Source organism: Serratia sp. K1WW1 (assembly GCF_055790865.1).
This window is the reverse complement of record NZ_CM147697.1, coordinates 3846191-3870042: the sequence shown is the minus strand read 5'-3', so window position 1 is coordinate 3870042 and position 23852 is coordinate 3846191. Positions and strand designations below refer to the sequence as shown.

25 protein-coding genes are annotated in these 23852 nt (G+C 54.2%); 13 read left to right on the top strand and 12 right to left on the bottom strand.

All coding sequences use genetic code 11. The annotated features are described in order from the left end of the window. Nucleotides 1-748 precede the first annotated feature (748 nt). Nucleotides 749-2440, bottom strand: coding sequence for an aspartate:alanine antiporter (locus ACX9GU_RS17510; protein ID WP_071680847.1), 1692 nt, complete (start codon nucleotides 2438-2440; stop codon nucleotides 749-751). A 343-nt stretch (nucleotides 2441-2783) separates the two neighbouring features. Here ACX9GU_RS17510 and ACX9GU_RS17505 point away from each other — a divergent pair, with 343 nt between their 5' ends. Continuing rightward, on the top strand, nucleotides 2784-3173 hold the full coding sequence (locus tag ACX9GU_RS17505) for an inner membrane protein YbjM (protein ID WP_166734628.1): 390 nt from the start codon (nucleotides 2784-2786) through the stop codon (nucleotides 3171-3173). 51 nt (nucleotides 3174-3224) lie between these two features. Here the strand turns inward: ACX9GU_RS17505 and ACX9GU_RS17500 are convergent, their stop codons facing one another. After that, entirely contained in the window at nucleotides 3225-3488 is a 264-nt protein-coding gene (locus ACX9GU_RS17500) for a GrxA family glutaredoxin (protein WP_071680777.1), read from the bottom strand. Nucleotides 3489-3725: 237 nt separating this feature from the next. Here ACX9GU_RS17500 and ACX9GU_RS17495 point away from each other — a divergent pair, with 237 nt between their 5' ends. From ACX9GU_RS17495 to rlmC, 8 genes are all read left to right on the top strand, one after another. Further along, nucleotides 3726-4025: a YbjC family protein gene (locus ACX9GU_RS17495; protein ID WP_411752662.1), complete on the top strand. Its 300-nt coding sequence runs from the start codon at nucleotides 3726-3728 to the stop codon at nucleotides 4023-4025. A gap of 57 nt (nucleotides 4026-4082) precedes the next feature. Then, on the top strand, nucleotides 4083-4985 hold the full coding sequence (rimK, locus tag ACX9GU_RS17490) for a 30S ribosomal protein S6--L-glutamate ligase (RefSeq protein ID WP_071680775.1): 903 nt from the start codon (nucleotides 4083-4085) through the stop codon (nucleotides 4983-4985). Nucleotides 4986-5160: 175 nt separating this feature from the next. Then, nucleotides 5161-5640 carry a type III secretion system chaperone family protein gene (locus tag ACX9GU_RS17485; protein WP_223538117.1) on the top strand — a complete coding sequence of 160 codons (480 nt, stop codon included), beginning with the start codon at nucleotides 5161-5163 and terminating at the stop codon, nucleotides 5638-5640. Nucleotides 5641-6035: 395 nt separating this feature from the next. Next, the gene (gene potF, locus ACX9GU_RS17480; RefSeq protein ID WP_021804977.1) at nucleotides 6036-7145 is read left to right on the top strand and encodes a spermidine/putrescine ABC transporter substrate-binding protein PotF; all 1110 of its coding nucleotides are present in this window, start codon (nucleotides 6036-6038) and stop codon (nucleotides 7143-7145) included. 109 nt (nucleotides 7146-7254) lie between these two features. After that, complete coding sequence (gene potG / locus ACX9GU_RS17475) at nucleotides 7255-8388, top strand: putrescine ABC transporter ATP-binding subunit PotG (RefSeq protein WP_021804976.1); 1134 nt, start codon at nucleotides 7255-7257, stop codon at nucleotides 8386-8388. A gap of 24 nt (nucleotides 8389-8412) precedes the next feature. Continuing rightward, complete coding sequence (gene potH / locus ACX9GU_RS17470) at nucleotides 8413-9375, top strand: putrescine ABC transporter permease PotH (protein WP_021804975.1); 963 nt, start codon at nucleotides 8413-8415, stop codon at nucleotides 9373-9375. Continuing rightward, nucleotides 9372-10217: a putrescine ABC transporter permease PotI gene (gene potI / locus ACX9GU_RS17465; RefSeq protein ID WP_021804974.1), complete on the top strand. Its 846-nt coding sequence runs from the start codon at nucleotides 9372-9374 to the stop codon at nucleotides 10215-10217. Before potH ends, potI begins: the two co-directional genes overlap by 4 nt. A gap of 143 nt (nucleotides 10218-10360) precedes the next feature. After that, nucleotides 10361-11488, top strand: coding sequence for a 23S rRNA (uracil(747)-C(5))-methyltransferase RlmC (gene rlmC, locus ACX9GU_RS17460; RefSeq protein WP_473192361.1), 1128 nt, complete (start codon nucleotides 10361-10363; stop codon nucleotides 11486-11488). A 508-nt stretch (nucleotides 11489-11996) separates the two neighbouring features. Here the strand turns inward: rlmC and artJ (ACX9GU_RS17455) are convergent. The 6 genes from artJ (ACX9GU_RS17455) to ACX9GU_RS17430 all read right to left on the bottom strand — a co-directional run bounded on the left by artJ (ACX9GU_RS17455) (nucleotide 11997) and on the right by ACX9GU_RS17430 (nucleotide 16622). Further along, a complete protein-coding gene (gene artJ, locus ACX9GU_RS17455; RefSeq protein ID WP_046808135.1) occupies nucleotides 11997-12731 on the bottom strand; it encodes an arginine ABC transporter substrate-binding protein in 735 nt (244 codons plus the stop codon). A gap of 194 nt (nucleotides 12732-12925) precedes the next feature. Further along, nucleotides 12926-13594, bottom strand: coding sequence for an arginine ABC transporter permease ArtM (artM, locus tag ACX9GU_RS17450; RefSeq protein ID WP_473192360.1), 669 nt, complete (start codon nucleotides 13592-13594; stop codon nucleotides 12926-12928). Continuing rightward, nucleotides 13594-14310, bottom strand: a complete 717-nt coding sequence (artQ, locus tag ACX9GU_RS17445) for an arginine ABC transporter permease ArtQ (RefSeq protein ID WP_473192359.1) — start codon at nucleotides 14308-14310, stop codon at nucleotides 13594-13596. Before artQ ends, artM begins: the two co-directional genes overlap by 1 nt. A gap of 9 nt (nucleotides 14311-14319) precedes the next feature. After that, the gene (gene artJ / locus ACX9GU_RS17440; RefSeq protein WP_021804969.1) at nucleotides 14320-15051 is read right to left on the bottom strand and encodes an arginine ABC transporter substrate-binding protein; all 732 of its coding nucleotides are present in this window, start codon (nucleotides 15049-15051) and stop codon (nucleotides 14320-14322) included. Nucleotides 15052-15083: 32 nt separating this feature from the next. After that, the gene (gene artP / locus ACX9GU_RS17435) at nucleotides 15084-15812 is read right to left on the bottom strand and encodes an arginine ABC transporter ATP-binding protein ArtP (RefSeq protein WP_098931676.1); all 729 of its coding nucleotides are present in this window, start codon (nucleotides 15810-15812) and stop codon (nucleotides 15084-15086) included. Between the two features lie 261 nt (nucleotides 15813-16073). Further along, on the bottom strand, nucleotides 16074-16622 hold the full coding sequence (locus tag ACX9GU_RS17430) for a lipoprotein (RefSeq protein WP_473192358.1): 549 nt from the start codon (nucleotides 16620-16622) through the stop codon (nucleotides 16074-16076). Nucleotides 16623-16798: 176 nt separating this feature from the next. On the opposite strand from ACX9GU_RS17430, the gene ACX9GU_RS17425 reads away from it, so the two are divergent. From ACX9GU_RS17425 to ACX9GU_RS17415, 3 genes are read left to right on the top strand one after another with little or no spacing between them, the layout of a single operon-like run. Next, complete coding sequence (locus ACX9GU_RS17425; RefSeq protein ID WP_473192357.1) at nucleotides 16799-17122, top strand: heavy metal-binding domain-containing protein; 324 nt, start codon at nucleotides 16799-16801, stop codon at nucleotides 17120-17122. Nucleotides 17123-17154: 32 nt separating this feature from the next. Then, nucleotides 17155-17427 carry a hypothetical protein gene (locus tag ACX9GU_RS17420; protein WP_021804965.1) on the top strand — a complete coding sequence of 91 codons (273 nt, stop codon included), beginning with the start codon at nucleotides 17155-17157 and terminating at the stop codon, nucleotides 17425-17427. Between the two features lie 32 nt (nucleotides 17428-17459). Further along, entirely contained in the window at nucleotides 17460-18296 is an 837-nt protein-coding gene (locus tag ACX9GU_RS17415) for an N-acetylmuramoyl-L-alanine amidase (protein WP_473192356.1), read from the top strand. Nucleotides 18297-18538: 242 nt separating this feature from the next. Here the strand turns inward: ACX9GU_RS17415 and ACX9GU_RS17410 are convergent, their stop codons facing one another. Together ACX9GU_RS17410 and ACX9GU_RS17405 are read right to left on the bottom strand one after the other, a co-directional pair. Further along, on the bottom strand, nucleotides 18539-19549 hold the full coding sequence (locus tag ACX9GU_RS17410; protein ID WP_037375026.1) for an NAD-dependent epimerase/dehydratase family protein: 1011 nt from the start codon (nucleotides 19547-19549) through the stop codon (nucleotides 18539-18541). 151 nt (nucleotides 19550-19700) lie between these two features. Beyond that, nucleotides 19701-21143: a DUF2867 domain-containing protein gene (locus ACX9GU_RS17405; protein WP_473192355.1), complete on the bottom strand. Its 1443-nt coding sequence runs from the start codon at nucleotides 21141-21143 to the stop codon at nucleotides 19701-19703. Nucleotides 21144-21296: 153 nt separating this feature from the next. On the opposite strand from ACX9GU_RS17405, the gene ACX9GU_RS17400 reads away from it, so the two are divergent. Next, nucleotides 21297-21644, top strand: coding sequence for a DUF1294 domain-containing protein (locus ACX9GU_RS17400; RefSeq protein ID WP_021804963.1), 348 nt, complete (start codon nucleotides 21297-21299; stop codon nucleotides 21642-21644). A gap of 62 nt (nucleotides 21645-21706) precedes the next feature. Here ACX9GU_RS17400 and ACX9GU_RS17395 read toward each other — a convergent pair whose 3' ends face one another. Together ACX9GU_RS17395 and ltaE are read right to left on the bottom strand one after the other, a co-directional pair. Continuing rightward, entirely contained in the window at nucleotides 21707-22699 is a 993-nt protein-coding gene (locus tag ACX9GU_RS17395) for an MBL fold metallo-hydrolase (RefSeq protein ID WP_473192354.1), read from the bottom strand. Nucleotides 22700-22790: 91 nt separating this feature from the next. Further along, nucleotides 22791-23807, bottom strand: a complete 1017-nt coding sequence (gene ltaE / locus ACX9GU_RS17390; protein ID WP_473192353.1) for a low-specificity L-threonine aldolase — start codon at nucleotides 23805-23807, stop codon at nucleotides 22791-22793. Nucleotides 23808-23852 lie beyond the last annotated feature (45 nt).

The window sequence follows — 23852 nt, the reverse complement described above, 5'->3', positions numbered from 1 at the left end:
TGGTGCTGTTATTGTGTTGGTTTTACATGCTCACCTCCCTGGCATAAATGATATTTGTGACCGATGTCCTATCCCCTTTATCACATGATGATAGCTCAGTGTTTCACTACGTTGTCATTAAAGCAATAGTGTTGTCAATAATCTCGATAGGTTAAATTCTGTTGGTTTAAAATATGATATTGCGCTTAACGTTATATGAAACAGATATCTCCTCCTGCGTTCATGTACTTCTACCTTCAGTGTTTTATATCGCATTAATATTGCTATCAGGATACTTTGACCAATGAACAATATGCTGCTGGTGTAAAACCGATCTGCATTGAAGTTGCGGCTATACTTTGGTCAGAAACAATCTATCTGTTCATCAAAACACAATCAGAACGTTATTCTGCGCTAACACATTAACGATGTGGCCTGCGGATAATGAGGTTTCCTCTTTTGGGGCTTGTTCTCTGATCGATCTTCCATCTGCCAACGCGTACCAGTGATGCTCGTCCGGCGGCATGCGCACGGTAGTCACTCACAACGAAGCAAGTGTCTGCTGTTCAAAGGGGGAAGGGGGATTTCAGGCAACAAAAAACCCGCTAATCTTGAACCTAAAAAGGCGGGACTAACGGGCTCCACAAAATGGGGACATCAAAGAAAAGCAGTGGCACTAATTCAGACTATGTCCCGATCGAAAAGTTCTACCTGTTGCTATAAAAATTAAAAAATATTTCGCCGTAGCACCACTTCTCAGACCGCCTTGCTACCCCATTATACCTGGCCAGATCACCACGATGAGTGAACCTGCCAAGGTTAACAACACGTTAGCTATGGCGTAGGTGCCTGCATATCCCAACGCAGGAATATTACTACGTGCAGTGTCACTAATGATTTCCATCGCCGGGGCGCAGGTACGTGCCCCCATAATGGCACCAAACAGCAGGGCACGGTTCATGCGCAGAATGTAGGCACCGAACAGGAAGCAGATCACTACCGGTACCAGGCTGACGATCAAGCCAGCGATCAGCATCTGGCCACCTACTGCGCCAAGGGTATTGCCGATACCTGCCCCTGCGCTCAGCCCCACACCGGCCATAAACACCATCAGGCCGAACTCTTTCACCATGTTCAACGCGCCCTGAGGGATATAACCAAAGGTCGGATGGTTGGCACGCAGGAAGCCCAGCATGATGCCGGACATCAATAGCCCTGCGGCGTTGCCGATGCCAAAGGAGAAGCTGCTGGTGAACTGAATGGTGATCTGGCCGATCAGCAGGCCGATGATAAAGAAGGCGCAGAACGCCAGCAGATCGGTGACCTGGCTATGAATGGAGATAAAGCCGATCTTCTCTGCCACGCTTTTTACCCGGCGGGCATCGCCGCTAACCTGCAGCACATCGCCTTTGTTCAACACGATGCTGTCATCGATCGGCATTTCAATCTGGCTGCGGATCACACGGTTGAGGAAGCAGCCATGATCGGTCAGCTTCAACTGGCTCAGGCGCTTGCCTACCGCATTGCTATTTTTGACCACGATCTCTTCGGTTACGATGCGCATATCCAGCAGATCCCGGTCGAACACTTCCTTGCCGTTACGGAAGCTTGGGTCCAGGCGTGCGTGAGCATCAGGGTAGCCGACCAGTGAGATTTCATCCCCGACCTGTAACACCGCATCTCCGTCCGGGTTGGCCAGAATGCCGTTGCGGCGAATTCGTTCGATGTAGCAACCGGTTTGGCGGTAAATACCGAGCTCGCGCAGGTTCTTGCCGTCTGCCCAGGCAACCAGTTCCTGGCCAACGCGATAGGCGCGGATCACCGGCAAATAAACCTTGCGCTGGCTATCGGTATCCAGGCCGCGCTCACGGGCGATTTGTTGGGCAGAGGTAGAGAGGTCCTGATGCTGCAGTTTTGGCAGATAACGAGCGCCGAAAATCAGGCTGACCAGGCCAATCAGGTAGGTCAGGGCGTAGCCCAGGCTCAGATGGTCTTGGGCTGCAAGCAGTGCCGGGCCGCTGGTGATGGTATTACGCAGCGTATCGCCTGCACCCACCAATACCGGTGTGGAGGTCATCGAGCCGGCGAGCATGCCAGCGGTAAGGCCGATATCCCAGTGGAACAGCTTACCCAGGCCGATGGCGATCACCATCGCTGAACCGACCATCACCAGCGCCAGCATGAAGTAGTTTTTACCGTCGCGGAAAAAAATCGAGAAGAAATTGGGGCCAGCTTCAACGCCGACGCAAAAAATAAACAGCATGAAACCGAGGCTTAACGCTTCGGTGTTAATGGCAAAGTGCTGCTGGCCAAGCAACAGCGAGACCACTAAAACGCCAATGGAATTACCGAGTTGAACGGAGCCGAGACGAACCTTTCCGAGGCAGAGCCCCAGGGCGAGTACCACAAACAGTAACAGGATGTAGTTACCGTTTAACAAACTTGCGACGTTTATGTTCACGGGGGATAACTTATTGTTTACCAGTAAGTTCTTGATAAAGAACACTATAAGAGTTAGATTTAGCCATAGAGTATATGGATAAAGCTTAGATAACAACCAACCATCGGAAGGCGATCCGAACCATCTAATGGCGGCGCTTATTCTAGTCGCTATCACGTATGACAGCCAGCATAAAGCTTTGTCGGTATACGTATTTAACCCTTTTTGACCAAGGAAAAAGTTCAGCCAGCGCTGTCGATTTCGGCTGTGTGTCGCAGGGTCTGTGCGATAGGCTGTGTTTTACGATGTAGTCAGCGGTCACATCGCGATATCCGTCGTTTTCGGGTATGGAGGGGAGAGGTGGATGGTAAGTTATCGATACTGGGTGGGCATTTTTAGCTGTTTTCTACTGTTTAGCCTGGTTTTCCTGGGCCTGAAGAGCGGTGCCGTCGGCGTGACAGAATCCGAGCATCATGGTGAGACCGGCCTGCTGTTGTTTATCATTCCCGGTTTTATCGCCAGCTATTTGTCGAGCAAGCAACGGATTCTGTGTCCCTTGCTTGGCGCACTGTGTGCGGTACCGCTGTGTTTACTCATTCGACACTTTTGGTTGACCCCCGGCCATTCGTTTTGGCAGGAGTTGGCTTATGCGGTCAGCGCCGTATTCTGGTGTGTGTTGGGTGGGATGTTGTATTTATTAATGCGCATGGTGTTCCATGCGTTGCAACAGTTCTATCGGCAGCAAAAACCTTAATCGTAAAAAAGGCCACCTGCGTTCGGTGGCCTTTTTTGTTCGAGCTGAAGCTTACTGGAACAGGTTCAGGTTTTCTTTGGCGTAGGCTTCAAAATCGGTGCAGCCGCCAATGTGGGTCTGATCGAGGAAGATCTGTGGCACGGTTTCTACCGGTTTGCCCACGGTTTTTTCCAAATCGGCCTTGGTGATGCCTTCTGCGTGGATATCAACATAACGGAAGTTGAAATCGTCACGCTCTTCAGTCAATTTCTCTGCCAGCTCTTTAGCACGGACACAGTAAGGACAGCCCGGACGCCCGAAGATTACAGCAAACATGTAACACTCCTAGTCTGTTATTAATAATTAACCGTTATTGTAACGACATTCCTTCCGTCATAAAAAGACTTCAGTTGCGCTATCACTCACGTCTGGCGCTTACTATGCCCGTTGGCTGAGCTAAAAAAAAGCAGGATCTGCCTCTTGGTCTGATTTATAGAACCGATTAATCAACTAGAGCTGTTGCAGCGATGGCGAATTTACTACACTGGACACAGTGAGTCTGGAGAAAAAAATATGCGTTCATTCGGTGACTTACCGCGTTCTGTGCTGGTGCTTGAAGGATTGGGCATGGTGCTGTTGATACTCTCTTATCTGAGTATTCATGACTACGTCCGCTTACCGGGTATGCTGGCCTCGCAACAGGCGGCGGTTGGCATGATCTTTCTAGGCGTTTTCATGATGGTACCTGCAGCTGCGTTTTTGGTCTGGCGCGTAGTTCAAGGGTTCAGCCCGCTACTGCGCGGTGGCCTGCCGCCGCAGAACGATCGGCGTACCCCGCCGAAAGATAAACAAGACCAGGGACCGCAAGACTAAACGCGGCTATGGGGAATGCCTGCCAATGCAGGTGATCAACGCCTTTAGGGGTGACGAGTGAAAATTGCCATTCTTTCGCGCGATGGTTCGCTGTACTCATGTAAAAGACTGCGTGAGGCTGCAGAGCAGCGTGGGCACCGTATTGATGTTATCGATCCGCAGTCTTGTTATATGAATATCAACCCGGCGGCACCGAGCATTCATTATCGTGGCCGCCAGTTGGAACATTACGATGCGGTGATCCCGCGTATTGGTTCCGCTATTACGTTTTATGGCACCGCCGTGCTGCGCCAGTTTGAACTGCTCGGCAGCTACCCGCTCAATGAGTCAGTGGCCATTACCCGGGCGCGTGACAAGCTGCGTTCGCTGCAACTGCTGGCGCGCCAGGGGATTGATCTGCCCATTACCGGCTTTGCGCATTCGCCGGATGATACCGGTGATTTGATTGAACTGGTGGGCGGCGCACCGCTGGTGGTGAAGCTGGTTGAAGGGACGCAGGGGATCGGCGTGGTATTGGCCGAAACTCGCCAGGCGGCGGAGAGCGTGATCGACGCCTTCCGTGGTCTGAACGCCCATATCCTGGTGCAGGAGTATATCCGTGAAGCCAACGGCTGTGACATTCGCTGCCTGGTCGTTGGCGGCAGGGTAGTTGCCGCGATTGAACGCCAGGCAAAGCCTGGGGAGTTTCGGTCGAACCTGCACCGTGGCGGCACGGCCCGTAGAGTGCATATCACCGGCAAGGAACGCGCTACGGCGATCAAGGCCGTGGAGACGCTGGGGCTGGATGTTGCCGGGGTTGATATCCTCCGTGCCGATCGTGGCCCGCTGGTGATGGAAGTGAATGCATCGCCGGGGTTGGAAGGCGTTGAAACCACCACCGGGTTGGATATTGCAGGCATGATGATCGAGTACATTGAGCAACGCGCCCGGCCTGGCTTTCGTCTGAAATCTGGCGGGTGATAAATGGCGTTTTTCCTCTGTCACGCCAAGCGTATACGGGGGATAGCAGGTGCGGATATGTTGTGCGATGTTGCCGTATTAGTGAATTAAGCGGCTTTGATCGTGGCATCTCGATTGAATATTCCGTAAGCTATGCGCCTTTTCATGTCATTGAACCCTGTGAGGCTGGTAATTTATGGATTCACTCATCGTCCCCGATTTGGCGTTATTACGACGTTGGTTGGATCAGTTGGGGATCTCGTTTTTTGAATGTGACTCTTGCCAGGCGTTACACCTGCCGCACATGCAAAACTTTGACGGCGTATTCGATGCCAAGCTCGATCTGGTGGATAATGTGATCCTGTTTTCCGCGTTGGCCGAAGTGAAGCCAACCGCACTGATCCCGCTGGTGGCCGATCTCAGTCAAATCAATGCCAGTTCGCTGACTATCAAGGCCTTTGTTGATATTCAAGACGATAATTTGCCAAAGCTGATCGTTTGCCAGTCTTTGAGTATTGCCGTGGGCGTGGCCCATGAGCAGTTTGCCCACTTTATGCAACAGGGCGAAGAACAGATCTCGATGGTGATCCTGGAAGCCAGGGCGAACGATCTGCTGTTTATGGGTGATGAAGAAGAGAACCCGGCTACCGTAGCCAGCCAACCGATGCTGCATTAATCTTCGCTGTACATTATGTGTGCCGCAGATCTGGCGGCACGCAGCCCGCACTTTCCTCCACAACCAGATATTCTGCGTTTCTGCCCTTATTGCCAGATATTTCTCGTCTTTTAGGCCGTTATTGCCGCATCACATACAGACCCCGTGCATAATTAATCGATAAACGGCGTTTTTTACCCTGGAGGCTGGCACCGTCTGGCAACTCCGGTTATGCTGCTGATCTTGCTAAAGGCTCACGCTCCTGTTTGTGACCTCGTGGGCTGGCAGGTGAGAAAATCGCATGCAATCAACTGCATAGCTATTCACTCGCGATCGCAACGATGGCGCTCGGTTAATCAAAGGCGTTGTATCCTTTCAGGATACAAATTTACCCCTTGTTTTGGAGGAAGTTACGGATGGTCACCCAACGTAAAAAGTGGTTATCGGGTGTGGTTGGCGGCTTGCTGATGACGGCTTGCCTCACCGCGTCGGCCGCAGACAATACGCTGCATATCTACAATTGGTCCGACTACATTGCGCCGGATACCCTGGCCAAATTCCAGAAAGAAACCGGCATCAAAGTGGTGTATGACGTCTTTGATTCCAACGAGGTTCTGGAAGGCAAACTGATGGCGGGCAGCACCGGTTATGACTTGGTGGTTCCTTCCTCCAACTTCCTTGAGCGCCAGTCCAAAGCCGGTATTTTTGAAGCATTGGACAAGAGCAAGATACCTAATTACAAAAACCTTGATCCCGAGATGCTGCAACTGGTTGCGCATAACGACAAGGAGAATAAGTACGGTATTCCTTACATGATGGTGACCACCGGCATTGGCTATAACGTTGATAAGGTCAAAGCGGTGCTGGGTAAAGATGCCCCGGTCGATAGCTGGGATCTGATCCTCAAACCGGAAAACCTGGAGAAGCTGAAAAGCTGTGGTGTCTCCTTCCTGGATGCGCCAAGCGAAGTGTATGCCACCGTTTTGCACTATCTGGGCAAAGATCCTAACAGCACCAGTGCGGAAGATTACACCGGTGCGGCCAACGATCTGTTGATGAAGCTGCGCCCGAATATCCGCTATTTCCACTCGTCCCAGTACATTAACGATCTGGCGAACGGGGATATTTGCGTGGCCATTGGTTGGTCTGGCGACATCATGCAGGCTGCCAACCGCGCCAAGGAAGCCAAAAACGGCGTCAATGTGGCCTACTCCATTCCAAAAGAAGGGGCGCTGACCTACTTTGACATGTTTGCGATGCCAGCCGATGCCAAAAACAAAGATGCGGCCTACCAGTTCCTGAACTTCCTGCTCAAGCCAGAGGTGATCGCGGATATCAGCAACCACGTGTTTTATGCCAACGCGGTAAAAGACGCCACGCCGCTGGTGAATGCCGAGGTGCGTGATAACCCGAACGTTTACCCACCGGCAGATATTCGCGCCAAACTGTACACGCTGAACGTACAGTCGCCAAAACTTGACCGTGTAGTTACGCGGGCATGGACTAAAGTTAAAAGCGGGAAGTAAATACCCGATTCTGATGTTCGGCAGGCGGGGTTAACCCGCCTGCATTGCCATTTTGGGCCATGGCAATTGCTGTGGTTGTTCGTACTGCTTTAGCCGGAGAGCACCCCGATTGAACGACGTTATCCCTCGTCCGCTAGCCAAATCGCAGAAGGTTTTCACCCCTCTGCTGGAAATCCGTAACCTCACCAAAACCTTTGACGGCCAGAATGCGGTAGAAGACGTCAGCCTGACGATCTACAAGGGCGAAATCTTTGCGCTGTTGGGGCCTTCTGGCTGTGGAAAATCGACGTTGCTGCGCATGTTGGCCGGTTTTGAACAGCCGACGGAAGGGCAAATTGTCCTCGACGGTCAGGACATGTCCCACGTGCCGCCATACCAGCGCCCGGTCAATATGATGTTCCAGTCCTATGCGCTGTTCCCCCATATGACCGTGGAGCAGAACATCGCGTTTGGCCTCAAGCAGGACAAAATGCCGCGCGCGGAAATTAACGAGCGCGTCACCGAAATGCTTACCTTGGTGCATATGCAGGAATACGCCAAGCGTAAGCCTCACCAGCTTTCCGGCGGTCAACGCCAGCGTGTGGCACTGGCACGTAGCCTGGCAAAACGTCCGAAGCTGTTGCTGCTGGACGAACCGATGGGCGCGCTGGATAAAAAACTGCGCGATCGCATGCAGCTGGAAGTGGTCGATATCCTGGAGCGCGTGGGCGCGACCTGCGTCATGGTCACCCACGATCAGGAAGAAGCGATGACCATGGCTGGCCGTATCGCCATCATGAACCGCGGCAAGTTTGTGCAAATCGGTGAGCCGGAAGAGATCTACGAGCACCCGAACAGCCGTTTCAGCGCCGAGTTTATCGGTTCGGTCAACGTGTTCGATTGCGTGTTGCAGGAGCGTCGGGACGATGCATTGATCTTGCAAAGCCCGGGTTTACGCCACGCGCTTAAGGTCGATCCTGATTCCTCGGTGGTAGACGGTGTGCCTATTCAGGTCGCTCTGCGCCCGGAAAAGATCATGCTGTGTGAGGAAGTGCCGGAAGACGGCTGCAACTTTGCGGTGGGTGAGGTGGTGAACATCGCCTATCTAGGCGATCTGTCGATCTACCACGTGAAGTTGCTTAGCGGGCAGATGATCAGTGCGCAGTTGCAGAACGGCCATCGCTTCCGCAAAGGGATGCCGACCTGGGGTGATGAAGTGCGCCTGTGTTGGGACACCGACAGCTGTGTAGTTCTGACGGTGTAGTTGAGAAAGTGAGGAGTAACTGTCATGACATTGCTTTCTGAACGTTCGCCGGAGCCTCCGGCAAGAGTACCCGGCCCGATTAAGGCGTTTATCCAACGTTTGCAGATGGCCCATGGCCGTAAGCTGGTGATCGCACTGCCGCTGCTGTGGCTGCTGCTGTTGTTTATGCTGCCGTTCCTGATCGTGTTCAAGATCAGTCTGTCTGAGCTGGCTTTGGCGGTACCGCCTTATACCGATCTGATGAGTTGGGCAGACGGCAAACTCGATATTGCGCTGAACTTTGCCAACTACCTGCAACTGACCGATGACCCGCTGTACATAGATGCCTACCTGCAATCCTTGCAGATCGCGGCGGTTTCAACGCTGTGCTGCCTGGTGATCGGCTATCCGTTGGCGTGGGCGGTGGCGCACAGTAAACCGTCGACCCGTAACATTCTGCTGCTGTTGGTGATCCTGCCTTCCTGGACGTCATTCCTGATCCGCGTGTATGCCTGGATGGGGATACTGAAGAACAACGGGGTGTTGAACAACTTCCTGATGTGGTTGGGGGTGATCGATCAGCCGCTGGTGATCCTGCATACCAATCTGGCGGTGTATATCGGCATCGTTTATTCCTATCTGCCGTTTATGGTGTTGCCAATTTATACCGCGCTGACGCGCCTTGATTACTCGCTGGTTGAAGCCTCGCTGGATCTGGGGGCCAAGCCGTTGAAAACCTTCTTCAGCGTGATCATGCCGTTAACGCGGGGCGGTATTATTGCCGGCTCGATGCTGGTGTTTATCCCGGCGGTGGGGGAGTTTGTGATCCCGGAACTGCTCGGCGGGCCAGACAGCATCATGATTGGCCGCGTGCTCTGGCAGGAGTTCTTCAATAACCGTGACTGGCCGGTCGCCTCGGCGGTTGCTACCGTGATGCTGCTGTTGCTGATTGTACCTATTCTCTGGTTCCACAAGCACCAGAACAAGGAAATGGGAGGGCAGGGATGAATAACTTGCCGGTAGTGCGCTCACCATGGCGCATAGCGATTCTGGTGGTTGGTTTCACCTTCCTGTACGCACCGATGCTGATGCTGGTGATCTACTCGTTCAACAGCTCCAAGCTGGTTACCGTATGGGCGGGTTGGTCTTTCCGCTGGTATATCGAATTGTTCCACGATTCGGCGATGATCAGCGCGGTTGGTCTGAGTTTGACCATTGCGGCGGCCTCTGCCACGGCGGCGGTGATCCTCGGCACCATTGCCGCGATGGTGATGGTGCGCTTTGGGCGTTTCCGGGGTTCGACCGGGTTTGCCTTTATGCTCACCGCACCGCTGGTTATGCCAGACGTTATCACCGGTTTGTCGCTGCTGCTGCTGTTTGTGGCGATGGGGCATACCTTTGGTTGGCCTTCTGAGCGTGGGATGTTCACCATCTGGCTGGCGCACGTCACCTTCTGTACCGCCTATGTGTCGGTCGTTATCAGTTCGCGCCTGCGTGAACTGGATCGTTCGATCGAAGAGGCAGCGATGGATCTGGGCGCGACGCCGCTGAAAGTGTTTTCCGTGATCACCTTGCCGATGATTGCCCCGGCGCTGATCTCGGGCTGGATGCTGGCGTTTACTCTCTCGTTGGACGATCTGGTGATTGCCAGCTTCGTGGCCGGGCCTGGGGCTACCACCTTGCCAATGCTGGTATTCTCCAGCGTGCGTATGGGGGTTAACCCGGAGATCAACGCCTTGGCAACGCTGATCCTGCTGGTGGTGGGGATCATCGGGTTTATTGCCTGGTGGTTTATGGCGCGGGCGGAAAAACAGCGCGCGCGTGAACTGCAAAGGGCCGCTCGTGGCTGATGCTGCTGACGATTAATCGAGCTTCAAGCGCCGCCTGACCGGGCGGCGTTTTATCTTCTACTGCCTGGTAAGTAAGTTTTTATCCGCGTTGGGTGGTACAATCTGCGCCCTCATTGGTCATCCTGAGTTAACGGTTACTATTCATGCATTGCGCTTTGTACTCGGCGGGCACCTGCCGTTCCTGTCAGTGGCTGGAAAAGCCTTATCCCCAGCAACTGGAAGAAAAACAACATCATCTGCAGTCCTTGCTGGCGGATCGCGATGTCGCGCAGTGGTTGGAACCGGTGACGGGTGAAGAAAGTGCATTTCGAAACAAGGCGAAAATGGTGGTCAGCGGTAGCGTTGAGCGGCCGTTGCTTGGCATGTTGCACCGTGATGGCACGCCGGTAGACCTGTGTGATTGCCCGTTGTATCCGGCAAGCTTTGCTCCGATTTTTGCGGTATTAAAAGACTTTATCCCTCGTGCCGGGTTAACGCCTTATCACGTGGCGCGCAAACGTGGCGAGCTGAAATATTTACTACTGACGGAAAGCACCTTCAGCGGCGGCCTGATGCTGCGCTTTGTGCTGCGTTCCGAAAGCAAGCTGGCGCAACTCCGTGCGGCCTTGCCCTGGTTACAACAGCAGTTGCCGGAGTTGAAAGTGATCTCCGCCAATATTCAGCCAGTGCACATGGCGATCATGGAAGGCGAGCATGAAATCCCGCTGACCGAACAGCAGGCGTTGGAAGAGCGGTTCAACCAGGTGCCGTTATACATTCGCCCGCAGAGCTTTTTTCAAACCAATCCGCAGGTGGCCAGCCAGCTGTATGCCACCGCACGGGATTGGGTACGGGCGCTAGGTATCGCCAGCATGTGGGATCTGTTCTGTGGCGTTGGCGGCTTCGGGTTGCATTGCGCACAGCCGGAAACCAGGCTGACCGGCATTGAAATCAGTGCAGAGGCGATAGCCTGTGCCAAACAGTCCGCGCAAACCCTCGGCTTGCAGCAGGTGGATTTCCAGGCGCTGGATTCGACCCGATTTGCCACCGCTGAGGGAGAGGTTCCTGAGTTGGTCTTGGTGAACCCGCCGCGCCGGGGGATTGGCAACGAGCTGTGTGATTATCTCAACCGCATGGCGCCGGGTTATATTCTTTATTCCAGCTGTAATGCGCTAAGTATGGCGAAGGATTTGGCGATGCTGCCGGATTACCGCGTTGAACGCGTACAGCTATTTGATATGTTCCCGCACACTGCCCATTACGAAGTGTTGACGCTGCTGGTACGGAAATAATGGCCCCTCACCCTAACCCTCTCCCACAGGGAGAGGGGACCGATCGAGTGTGTTTCAAATTGTAGTGACTTACCTTGAATAAGGGGCAATCTAATTTGCTGAGATGAGCTCTTTACTTGCAAAAGAGCAGGGGTCTATCAGCTCTCTCCTTGTGGGAGTGTACAGACTGGGGACATAGCCCAAAAGGAGAGGGGACCGATCGAGTGTGTTTCAAATTGTAGTGACTTACCTTGAATAAGGGGCAATCTAATTTGCTGAGATGAGCTCTTTACTTGCAAAAGAGCAGGGGTCTATCAGCTCTCTCTCCTTGTGGGAGTGTACAGGCTGGGGACATAGCCCAAAAGGAGAGGGGACCGATCGAATTGGGTGAAAGAGTAGTGATTCATCCTGAACACCGCCCCATATTGGGTGTAGGGGAGATCGAGGTTGCCAATATTATCTCTTTTCTCCCAGCAGAGCAGGGGCTATCAGCTCCCTCTCCCTGTGGGAGAGGGTTGGGGTGAGGGGCTTACTGTGGGAACCACTTATCGTTGATCGCCTTGTAGGTCCCATCCGCCTTGATCGCATCCAGCGCAGCATTCAGCTTGGCCAGTAGTGCCTGATTGTCCGGGCGTACGGCAATGCCCAGGCCGGTACCAAAGTACTGCGCATCTGTTACGTGCTCGCCTACGGCAGCCAATTCTGGGTTATTCTTCAGCCATTCATTAACCACCGCAGTGTCACCGAACACGCCATCGATACGGCCATTCTTCAACTCCAGCACGGCGTTTTGGTAGCTGTCATAAGACACGGTATTGATTTCCGGGTGCTTGTCCTGCATGTACTTTTGATGAGTGGTGCCGTTTTCCATCCCCAGCTTTTTGCCTTTCAAATCCGCCAGCGTAGCGAACTTGCCTTTCTGGGCAATGACGATAGCCGAGTTGGCATAATAGGGCTGGGTAAAGGTTACCTGCTTGCTACGCTCTGGCGTGATGTCCATACCGGAAATCACCGCGTCATATTTTTTGAATTTCAGCGCGGCGATCAGGCTGTCAAAGGCCTGGTTGGTAAAGGTGCAGTCGGCCTGCATCTGCTTGCACAAGGCCTTGGCCAAATCGATATCAAAACCGACGATCTGGTTATTGGCATCCAGAGATTCAAACGGCGGGTAGGTCGCTGAAGAGGCGAAACGGATGGTGTCAGCGGCGGCTGCGTTAAAGGTGATCCCGGCGAGAATGGTGGCGGCAAGTAACAGCTTTTTCATCGGTACGGCTCCTGTCGTAAATTTGATTGTTGTCTCGCCACCTTTTTATCTGACAATGCCCCTGGGGCGTTGTGAGTGGCTATGCCGATAACAATGCCATTTAGTGAATTACTATGCAATATAAATGACTAGAAAATTATTTTCGGCCATAAAAAAGCCCTGCGCAAGGCAGGGCTGGTTCAGCGAGGCTTGACTCAATTACGACGTTCAAAAGCCAATGCGCGGCGTTCAACCAAACGCATCAATAACGTCAGCAGGCCGTTGACGCACAGGTACACAACACCAGCGGCACCGAAGACCATCACGTCATAAGTCCGGCCATACATCAGTTGGCTGTAACCCATCACTTCCATCAAGGTAATGGTATAGGCAAGCGAAGTGCTCTTGAACACCAGAACCACTTCGTTGGAGTAGGATGACAAGGCACGTTTGAAGGCATACGGCAGCAGAATACGCAGCGTTTGCTGGCGTGACATGCCCAGCGCTTCACAGGATTGCCATTGGCCCGCCGGGATAGCGCGTACCGCCCCATGGAACAGCAGGGTAGTGTAGGCCGCACTGTTCAGCGCCAATGCAATCATCGCGCAGAGCCAAGGTTGCGACAGCAGGTTCCACAACCAGGGATATTCACGGATCGCCGGGAACTGGCCAGGGCCGTAGTAAATCAGGAAGATCTGTACCAGCAACGGTGTACCGGTGAACAACGTAATGTAGACCTTCACCAACTGCGTCAGCACCGGGGTTTTTAACGTCAGGATCACCGTCAGCACTAGCGACATCAGCAAGGCAACAATCAGTGCTACGATCGTCAGCGACAGGCTGGTATGCAAGCCTTTGATGATTTCGGGGATGAATTCAAGCATCAGGCTGGCCCCCGCTCAAAACGCGTGGTGCGCAGCTCGATCCGCTTAAGGATGTACTGGCTCAGCAGGGTGATAACCAAATAGATTGCTGCCGCAATCACATACCAGGTAAACGGCTCCTGGGTGCGGGTGGCAATACTTTTGGTCTGCAACATCAAATCGTTAACGCTAATCAACGACACTAGCGCGGTATCTTTCAGCAGCACCAGCCATTGGTTGCCCAGCCCCGGCAGCGCGTGACGCCACATTTGCGGCATGATCAAGCGGAAGAAGATAGCTGCCTTGCTTAGCCCCAGAGCCTGGCCGGATTCCCACTGGCCAAGTGGCACCGCTTTCAGTGCCCCACGCAGCGTTTGCGACGCGTAGGCAGAATAGAGCAAGGCCAGGGCGATAACGCCGCACAGGAACGGGCTGACTTCGAAATTGTCGATGGACAACTGCACCGGCAGCTGGAACAGGCCGAAGTTCAGGACAAAGCCGTCGGACAGCATCATCAGCAGCTGTGAAGAGCCGAAGTAGATAAACAGCACCACCAGAATTTCTGGCAAGCCGCGCAGCAGGGTCACCCAGGCGGTGCCGAGCCAACTGACCGCTTTCCAGCGGGATGACTCCCAGACGGCAAACAGCATCGCCAGGATCAGGCCGAGGACCAGGGCACAAACGGCAAGGCCGACGGTCATCCCGGCGGCGCTAGCTAAAGGTTGGATTTCATTCATGGATGATGATTACTGCTGGAACCATTTTTTGTAGATGGTTTCGTAAGTCCCATCCTGCTTGATTTTATCCAGGGCGGCGTTGAATTTGCCCTGCAGCTCGGTATTTTGCAGGCGCATGGCAATGCCCAGACCGCTACCGAAGTAGTCTTTATCCGTCACTTTATCGCCCACGGCGGTCAGCGCAGCGTTTTCTTTCAGCCACTCGTTAACCACGGCGGTATCGCCGAACACCGCATCAACACGGCCATTTTTCAGATCCAGAATGGCATTCTGATAGCTGTCGTAACCCACGGTGGTGATTTCCGGGTGTTTATCCGTCAGGAATTTCTGGTGCGTGGTGCCGTTTTGCACGCCAACGCGTTTGCCTTTCAGCGCGGCCACGTCGGCCACTTTGCCTTTCTCGGCAATAAACAGGGCTGAGTTATCGTAGTAAGGCTTGCTGAACAGCACCTGCTTTTCGCGCTCAGGGGTGATATCCATACCGGCCATCACGGCGTCGAAACGCTTGAACTTCAGGCTTGGGATCAGGCTGTCGAAGCCCTGGTTGGTAAAGGTACACTCAGCCTGCATCTCTTTACACAGAGCGTTGGCAAGATCGACGTCGAAGCCCTGGATCTTGTTATCCGCCGCGACGAATTCGAACGGAGGGTAGGAAGCTTCGGTAGCGAAACGGATAGTTTCGGCTGCTGAGGCAGAAACGCTGATGCCAGCCAGAACGGCGGCGATTAGTAGTTTTTTCATCGCAAACTCCCTGAGAACAGCAAATATCGCTATTAGTGTGATAAGTAATTGGCAAACTCTACGGTTTGCGGTTGTGCAAAGTGGCTGGCATCGCCCTGTTCGACGATATGGCCATTTTCCATATACACCACGCGGCTGGCGGTTTTACGCGCGACTTCAACCTCATGGGTGACGATCACCTGAGTAATACCGGTGCCCGCCAACTCGCGAATGATGCTGACGATCTGTGCGGTAATTTCCGGATCCAGTGCGGCGGTGGGCTCATCGAACAGCAGAACCTGAGGCTCCATCATCAGCGCACGGGCAATGGCTACGCGCTGTTGTTGCCCACCGGAGAGATGCAGTGGGAAACGATCGGCAAAATCGGTCAGGCGTAACCGGGTCAGCAACTTGTCGGCACGCGCCATCGCTTGTGCCTTGCTCAGGCCAAGTACGCGGCAGGGCGCTTCGATCAGGTTTTGCACCACGGTCAGATGTGGCCAGAGATTGTACTGCTGGAACACCATGCCCACATTTTGGCGCAGCTCACGGATGGATTTCTCCCCCGGTGACTGTTTAAAGTCGAACTGATTGCCCGCGATTTGCAGGTGGCCAGAGCGTGGCATTTCCAGCAGGTTAAGCACCCGCAGCAGCGAACTCTTACCCGCGCCGCTTGGACCAAGCAGCACCAGAGTCTCGCCGGCAGGGCAATCCAGTGTAATGTTAAACAGCGCCTGATGTGCGCCATAAAAGCAGTTGATATCTTTTAGTTGAATACTCATGCGCTGAAATTGAATAGACATTGATGCCGGGAATGGTAACTTCCACAGAATACTTATGCAATCTTTGTGAGTTAAAATTTATTAGTACGTCGCAGAATGACTAAATAATAGCAGAAGATACCGCGAGTGCTGGCTGAACGGCGGATTTGTCGCGCACACTGTGAGATAGCTAGCTATTTTTCTCAAGGTGATGGAGTTTTGAGCGTTTCTGAGGGGGGATTGGCAACCGGGAAGGTGATACACCCGGTTGCCATTTTGGTGTTACTGGTTCTCAAGGACCTGACGCAGCGTACCACTGGCGGCATGCGGCGGGATGTTGAGGAAGCGGATATCGTCAACTACCCAGCAGGTGCCTTCACGGACCATCAGCACCTCGTCCTGCCAGTTGATTGCACTGGCACCTTCTTTCTGGTGGGTCAGCTGTACACGCAGCGGGATGTTTTTGGCATCGGTGTTAGGAATGGTGGAGGCGCTGGCAACCGATGCGCTGGTTGGCCCCTGGGCATTGCCAGAGAACAGATCGCCGGTGATGGCGTGTTTGCCAGGGTGCTGAGCGGCACTGACCAGATCCTGATACAGCACCTGGCTCAGGTAAGGCTGCAACTGTGCCAGACGGCTACTGTCCGGTAGTGCGGTGCTTGGGCCTTGCTGAATGCGCAGGTCATAGAATTTCTGAGCCACCGTATCCGGGCCACCTTCTACGCAGGCGCCAGTGCGAACGCCAACATCCTTAAAGGCCGGTTCGACGGTGGTACAGGCGCTTAAGAACAGGGCCAAGGGTAAAACAACAGCAAGCGTTTTTGTTTTCATCTCATAACCTTATGTAAAAGTCTCTCAACCATGAAGACCGAAAACCACGGGACTAGCCTACAGTATAAAGGCGTTTTTGGTCCTTGCATTGGTGCTGTGTGCCATTGTGCCACAGAACATCCGCTTAAATTAGCTGTCGTACCACAGCAATGATTTGATTTTATAAGGAGTTCTTGATGCAATTGTCCACTACCCACACCCTGGAAGGGTTTACCATCACCGAATATTGCGGCGTAGTCACCGGCGAGGCGATTCTGGGTGCCAATATTTTCCGCGATTTTTTTGCTGGTGTGCGTGATATCGTTGGCGGCCGTTCCGGTGCCTACGAGAAAGAGCTGCGCAAGGCGCGCCAGTTGGCCTTTCAGGAGATGCAGGAGCAGGCCAAAGAACTGGGGGCTAACGCGGTAGTCGGCATCGATATCGATTATCAAACTGTGGGTAAAGATAGCACCATGCTGATGGTCAGCGTCAGTGGCACCGCGGTAAAAGTCAGCCACTAAACGGGAATAACGTGAGATAACCAGGAAGTGAAATGAAAAATACCGAGCAGGGAAGCAGTGAACTGCAACTGAAAATCAGCCAACTAACACAGGTGATGACCTGGTTGCTGATTGGGGGAGCCGCCACGCTAGGAAGGGTGTTGTTTAGTTTCTTTAGCGGCGAGTTCGATCCCATTTATGATTCGATTGAAGGCGCGCTAGGGGCGTCCTGCTTGGCGTCGTGGGGCAAGTGTTATTACGATAGACGCAAGCTGATGCAAACCTTGCAAGCGGCTGAGACTGTACCAGACTCGGTCATCCCCTGATGGCGGCGCATCACTGCGCAAAGGAGCATACTGTGGCCAAGTGGTTGTGGATCGCCGCCATTGGAGTTTTGACGGGGTGCCAACAGCAATCCACCAGCACGCTGGTGGATCACGGTAGCTATCAGTTGGAAACCCTGCATCAGGCACCGGGGGCCGATCAGCGTATTCGCTTCCTGGTGATGCATTACACCGCAGAAGACTTTCACTCCTCGCTGAAAACGCTGACGGACGAGCACGTCAGCGCCCATTACTTGCTGCCCGCCCATCCGCCACTGAAGGGCGGCAAACCTGTGGCTTATCAACTGGTACCCGAAGCACTGCGCGCCTGGCATGCCGGGGCCAGCAATTGGCGTGGGCGTACCAATTTGAACGATACCTCGATAGGCATTGAGATCGTCAACCGGGGCTTTACGCGTAACTTGCTGGAGACAGACTGGCAGCCTTATACGCCAGAGCAAATTGCGTTACTGATCCAACTTAGCCGCGATATTGTGCAGCGTTACGCGCTGCAACCGACGGACGTGGTAGGGCATAGCGATATCGCCCCGCAGCGCAAACAGGATCCTGGCCCTCTCTTCCCATGGCAACAGCTGGCGCAGGCAGGCATTGGTGCCTGGCCGGATGAGCGGGAGGTGGAACGTTACCTGGCAGGTCGTGATAAGCATGAGCCGGTGGCGATGGCATCACTATTGGAAAAGCTGGCGCGCTACGGCTATGGCGTTGATCCTACATGGGATGCCAAGCAGCAGCGGAACTTGGTAGCGGCATTTCAGATGCATTTCCGGCCCAGCGATTATCGCGGTGAGCCAGATGCAGAAAGCGAGGCGATTATAGAGGCGTTGCTAAGCAAATACGGAGCTATGCGCTAACGCCAAAAAAGGCCCTCACCCTAACCCTCTCCCACAGGGAGAGGGGACCGATCGAGTGTGCTTGAAATTAGAGTGATTCACCTTAGATGAGGAGGCGATTGCGTTTGCTGATACTGCCAAATGAGCAGGGACTCTCAGCTCCCTTTCCCTGGATCGAGTTTGCAGAGACTACCTCTTTACTTCCAAATGTGCAGGGGCTATCAGCTCCCTCTCCCTGTGGGAGAGGGTTGGGGTGAGGGGGGTTACAGCCCGTGCAGATTACCGTGCTCTTTCAACCAGCGAGCAGTACGGCTAATGCCTTCTTCAAGCGAAACCACGGGTTGATAACCCAGTTCCTGCTGTGCGCGAGTGGTGTTCAGCGTCAGATCGAAATTGAGCTTGGCGACGCTGTAATGGGTCAACACGGGTTCTTTATCGCTTTTACTGCCCAGTTTTTCCATGCCACGTGCCATCATATCCAGCATCGGGTAGGGCACCGAGCGGATACGGCACTTCATGCCCAACTCATCGATCAGCTGTTGCAGCACGGTGCGTAGCGTGCAGGCTTGCTGGTTGGAGATGTTGTAGGCCCGGCCAGAAGGAGTCTCTTCCTTCACGGTGGCCAGCCACATGGCGTGTACCGCATTATCCAGATAGGTCATATCGACCAGTGCATCCCCGCCACGCGGTAACAGCAGGCTACCGTAATGTTTGATCATATGCAGCAGGCGCGGCAGCATGATTTTGTCGTGTGGGCCAAATAGCCCCTGTGGGCGCAGGATGGTGAAGTGGGTTTGCGGGTTGGACAGCGCCAACTGTTGCACCACCTGTTCCCCGGCGGCCTTGCTGCGGGCAAACTCGTTGGCATAACGAATCGGGCGGAAGTCTTCATCCACATTGCGGTGATGGTGATAATCAAAGTAAATTGCCGGCGACGAAATATGAATGAACCGTTCTACACCGTAGGCCGCAGCCCATTCCCCCAAACGGCGGGTAGCGCGGACGTTGGCCAGTTCGAAGGCTTCTTCCGTGCCCCATGGGGAAGTGAAACCGGAGCAGTGCCACAGCACGTCCACATCCGCCAGCATGGCTTTGGCCTGTGAAGAGATCAGGTTGGTGAGATCGGCATGGATGAATTCGGCACCCATTTTTTCCAGCAGGCAACCCATGGCCTGATTGCGCCCGGTGGCACGCACTTTTATGCCTTGGCGGCGGAGATATTCAACGGCGTTACGGCCTAACCCACTGGTTGCACCGGTGACCAATACCTTCATAACTCACTCTGTTCTCACCAAAAATCAGGATGCTGAGGGCGTTTTAGCGCGCCCCAGCAAATAAGGTGCCATTCTTTCGTGATTTTGTGCGCTATGCAATGAGAAAGGACCTAACCGCAGCAGCAAACTGTGCGGTTGATCGAGAATTCGACTAATGAGGACGCTGGTTATCGTACTCTTCGGCCAATTGGGCAATCCGTTTGGCCATGCCACGGAAAATAAACAGGTGGGCGGGCATCATGACAAACCAGTATAACAGCCCGCTGAAACCGGCAGGATGCCACCAGGCGCGGACATCGAGTTGGCGGCGATCGCCCAGGTCTTTGATGCTGAAGGTCAGGCGACCAAGCCCCGGAGCTTTCATCCCGAACATCAATGCCAACTGCCGTAATGGCTTCTTGGTGATCACCTTCCAGCCATCGACCAGATCGCCGATTTCCAGGGTGTCACGCTCCGGTCGGCCATAAACGACGCCGTTGCCAATCATATCGTCCATGCGGGCACGGATTTGCCACAGAATGTTGGCGTAGAAGTATCCCTCTTTGCCGCCCAACTGCTGCACGACGTGCCATAGCGCTTCACTGGAGGCCTGGGTATCCAGTTCACAGCCTGCATGTTTGGGGTAGAAACCGTAACCGGGGCGCCAGCGGGCTCGGGCTTCAGGATCGTAACCCCAGTCGGCAGAGTCGACCACCTCGTCTTCGCGGCGTAGCGTCTCCTTCACGGCCTCATCAAAGGTTTGTAGTGGCTGTGGGATCAAGGCTTGCAGCGGTTTGCCATCGGCAGGTAAGTCATGGTTCAGCCCCTGAATGAGCGCGCTGGCAATCGAGGTTGGTACAGACGTGATCATGCTGATAAACCATACCGAGATAAAGCGTGTCGGCAGCGGCACCGGGATCAGCCAGCGCTTTTTGCCGCTGATCTTGATAAAGCGCTCGAACATGGTTTGGTAACTGATGTACTCCGGCCCGGCCACGTCAAAAATCCGGTTTTCCTGCGCCGGATGTTGCAGTAGCTCGGTCAGGTAAGTGAGCAGGTTATCCAGTGCGACCGGGGACGATTTTGACCGTACCCAACGCGGTGGCGTCAGGATCGGCAGGTTATAGACCATATCGCGCATAATCTCGAACGCGGCTGACCCAGGGCCAACCACGATGCTGGCGCGCAATTCGGTGACGGGTATACCGCTTTGGCGCAGGATTTCGCCGGTCAGTTTACGGGCAATGAGGTGGGGGGAGCTATTGCCCTCTGGTTGCAGTGCACCAAGGAAAATAACCTGTTTAACGTTGGATCCTCGCAAGGCATCGCGCAGGTTTTCCGCCGCCTGGCGCTCCTTTTCGATAAAATCGTCGCCATCGCCCATACCGTGGATCAGGTAGTAAACGGCATCGATCTGCCATAGCGCCGCCGTTAGCGTTTCTGGGCGATAGACATCCACGTAGCGGCAGCTTACGTGCGGCCAGTTTTGCTCTTCCAACCATTCTATACGGCGTGCTGCGGCGGTGATTTCGTGGCCCTGCTCGGTCAAACGGGGGATCAGGTGTTGGCCAATATAACCGCTGGCTCCAAGAACCAGAATACGTTGGGAGGTCATTGCGCTGCCTTAGATTATTGATGTTAATGTGAGCATAAACGACAGGATGCCAAATTAGCGGGCTAAATGCACTTTTTGTATGGGTATCAATAGTTGCATCTGCACGGAGGGCGGTTCACACTACGCGGCGATCAAGCAACGAGCCCATGCCCGATGAAAATCAATTCCCTGTGTTATTTGCTGCTGCTAATTGCTCTGGCTGGCAGCCTGTGTTTTCCCGCTCCGCTGTGGACGTGGCTGCTGCTGGTAAACTTGCTGACCCTGCTGATCTACGGTGCCGATAAGCTGGCCGCCTGCAAAAGTTGGCAACGGGTGCCGGAAATCACCCTGCTGTTGTTTGGCGTGCTGGGCGGTTGGATAGGGGCCATTATCGGGCAACGGATGTTCCGCCATAAAACGCAGAAACAACCGTTCAAAACCTATTTTATCCTCAGCGTAGTGCTGAACCTGCTGCTGATACTGGTTGTGGGTTACTGGCTCTATGGCCGGATGGTGGTTTGAGTTACCGCAATATGCGTAATTAAACGGGCGCCGCATGCGCCGCCCGTTGCCATCAATCTACGTTAAGGTTTCTTCTCGCCAACGACCACCGGTGCATATTCAACCGGCACCCACGCATAGCCTTTACCTTCGACGCGTACGTGGCCCAGGCCAGGGAAAGGTAGGTGCGCTCCGCCAACCCACAGCTTGTTTTCAGCCGCATCGGCAAACACCTTCTGCCGGGTAGCGATCGCCTGTTTGGAGTCCGTGTCAAAGTCCACTACGACTTCAGGTTTGGCAAACTGCAAAGAGTGGCTGTGGACGATATCCCCCCACAACAGCAGTTTCTGGCCGCCGGAGCTGAACAGGTAAGAGGTATGCCCAGGCGTATGGCCCGGTGTCGCTATCACCTCCAACCCAGGAAGTAACTGCTCCCCAGGGCTATAAAGTTTCAGCTTACCCTGTTCGGCATAAGGAGCCACGGCGTCCTGGACCATTTTGAACATCGGCTGCGCGTCTTTCGGGGCTTTGGCCGCGATCTCTTTACTCAGCCAATAATCGCCATCGGCCTTGGAGGCATAGACAGTAGCGTTAGGGAAGGCGGCTTTGCCCTGATCGGTGATGCCGCAGGCGTGATCGGGGTGCAGATGCGTCAGCAATATCATATCAACCTGCTCTGGCTGATAACCTGCCGCGCGCAGGTTGTTTTTGATAGCCCCCAACGTTGGTCCAAAACACTGCGAGGTACCGGCATCGACCAAAACCAGATGCGTACCGGTGTTCACCAGAAACGCGTTAACCGCCGTCTGTATGCCTGACTTGCTGTCGGTAAACATGCGGGCGAACAGCTTTTGCATATCCGGCTCGCTGACACCATGGAACAGCTTGGCGTCCAGTTTGACGTAACCGTCGTACAGCGCTGTCACCTCCAGGTTACCCAACATCATGCGGTAATAGCCGGGAGCCTGTGTCTGCTGTTGGGCCGGAGCCGGGGCGGCGCTGGCTGGCAAGGTAAACATCATTCCACTGCTAGCGAGGGTGAGAGCTAATAACGTCTGGCGCAATTTATGACTCATAGATGATATCCCTTCAGGTTTTGAAACTAGGCTGAGATAGTGGGCTTGGCGAGAACCGGGAAGCGGGCCTCCCGGTGTTACTGCAAAAAAATCAAGCGTGCTGCTGCAAGAACTCCCGCCATAGATCGACGACTTTTTGCAGATCCTGGCGGCTAACGTTCAGATGCGTCAGGATACGGGTTAACGGCCCGGCACTGATTAACACACCACGTTCGCGCATCCAGGGGCCGAGCTTGGCCGCCAGCTCCGGGGATTGGCGCAGGTACAGCACGTTGGTTTGTGCGCCCGGTTCGGCAATATCCACGCCAATGTCACGTAGCTGCTGTTCGAACCATTTGGCGTTGTCATGATCTTCTTTCAGCCGTTCGACGTTGTGCTCCAGCGCATAGAGCCCGGCCGCCGCCAGAATACCGGCCTGGCGCATACCGCCGCCGGTCATCTTGCGCCAGCGGTTGGCACGTTGAATAAACGCTTCGCTACCGCATAGCAGGGAGCCGACCGGTGCACCCAGGCCTTTCGACAGGCAAATGGTGAAGGTGTCGCAATACTGGGCGAGGGTTTTCAGCGGTACGTTAAGTGCCACCGCCGCGTTGAAAATGCGCGCGCCGTCAATGTGCAGAGCAAGTTTGTGCTCACGAGTGAACTGCCAGGCCTGTTGCAGATATTCCAGCGGCAGCACGCGGCCGCTGATGGTATTTTCCAGACTCAGCAGACGAGTCTTGGCGAAGTGAATATCATCGGGTTTGATGGCGGCGGCGACTTTATCTAACGGCAGCGTGCCATCGGAATTGGCTTCGATCGGCTGGGGCTGAATGCTGCCCAGCACGGCGGCACCACCGGCTTCATATTTGTAGTTATGCGCCTGCTGGCCAACGATATATTCCTCACCACGCTGGCAATGGCTCAGCAGGGCTACCAGGTTGGCCTGGGTGCCGGTAGGCAGGAATAATGCTGCCTCTTTGCCAGAGAGCCTGACCGCTTCGGCCTGGAGGGCGTTGACGGTGGGATCGTCGCCATACACGTCGTCGCCGACGTCAGCCTGCGCCATGGCGGTGCGCATCTCTGCGCTAGGTTGGGTAACGGTGTCACTGCGTAAATCGATAAGCATACGGGTCCTTGGTAGCCAATGAGGAAGAGGCTTTCATCATAACCG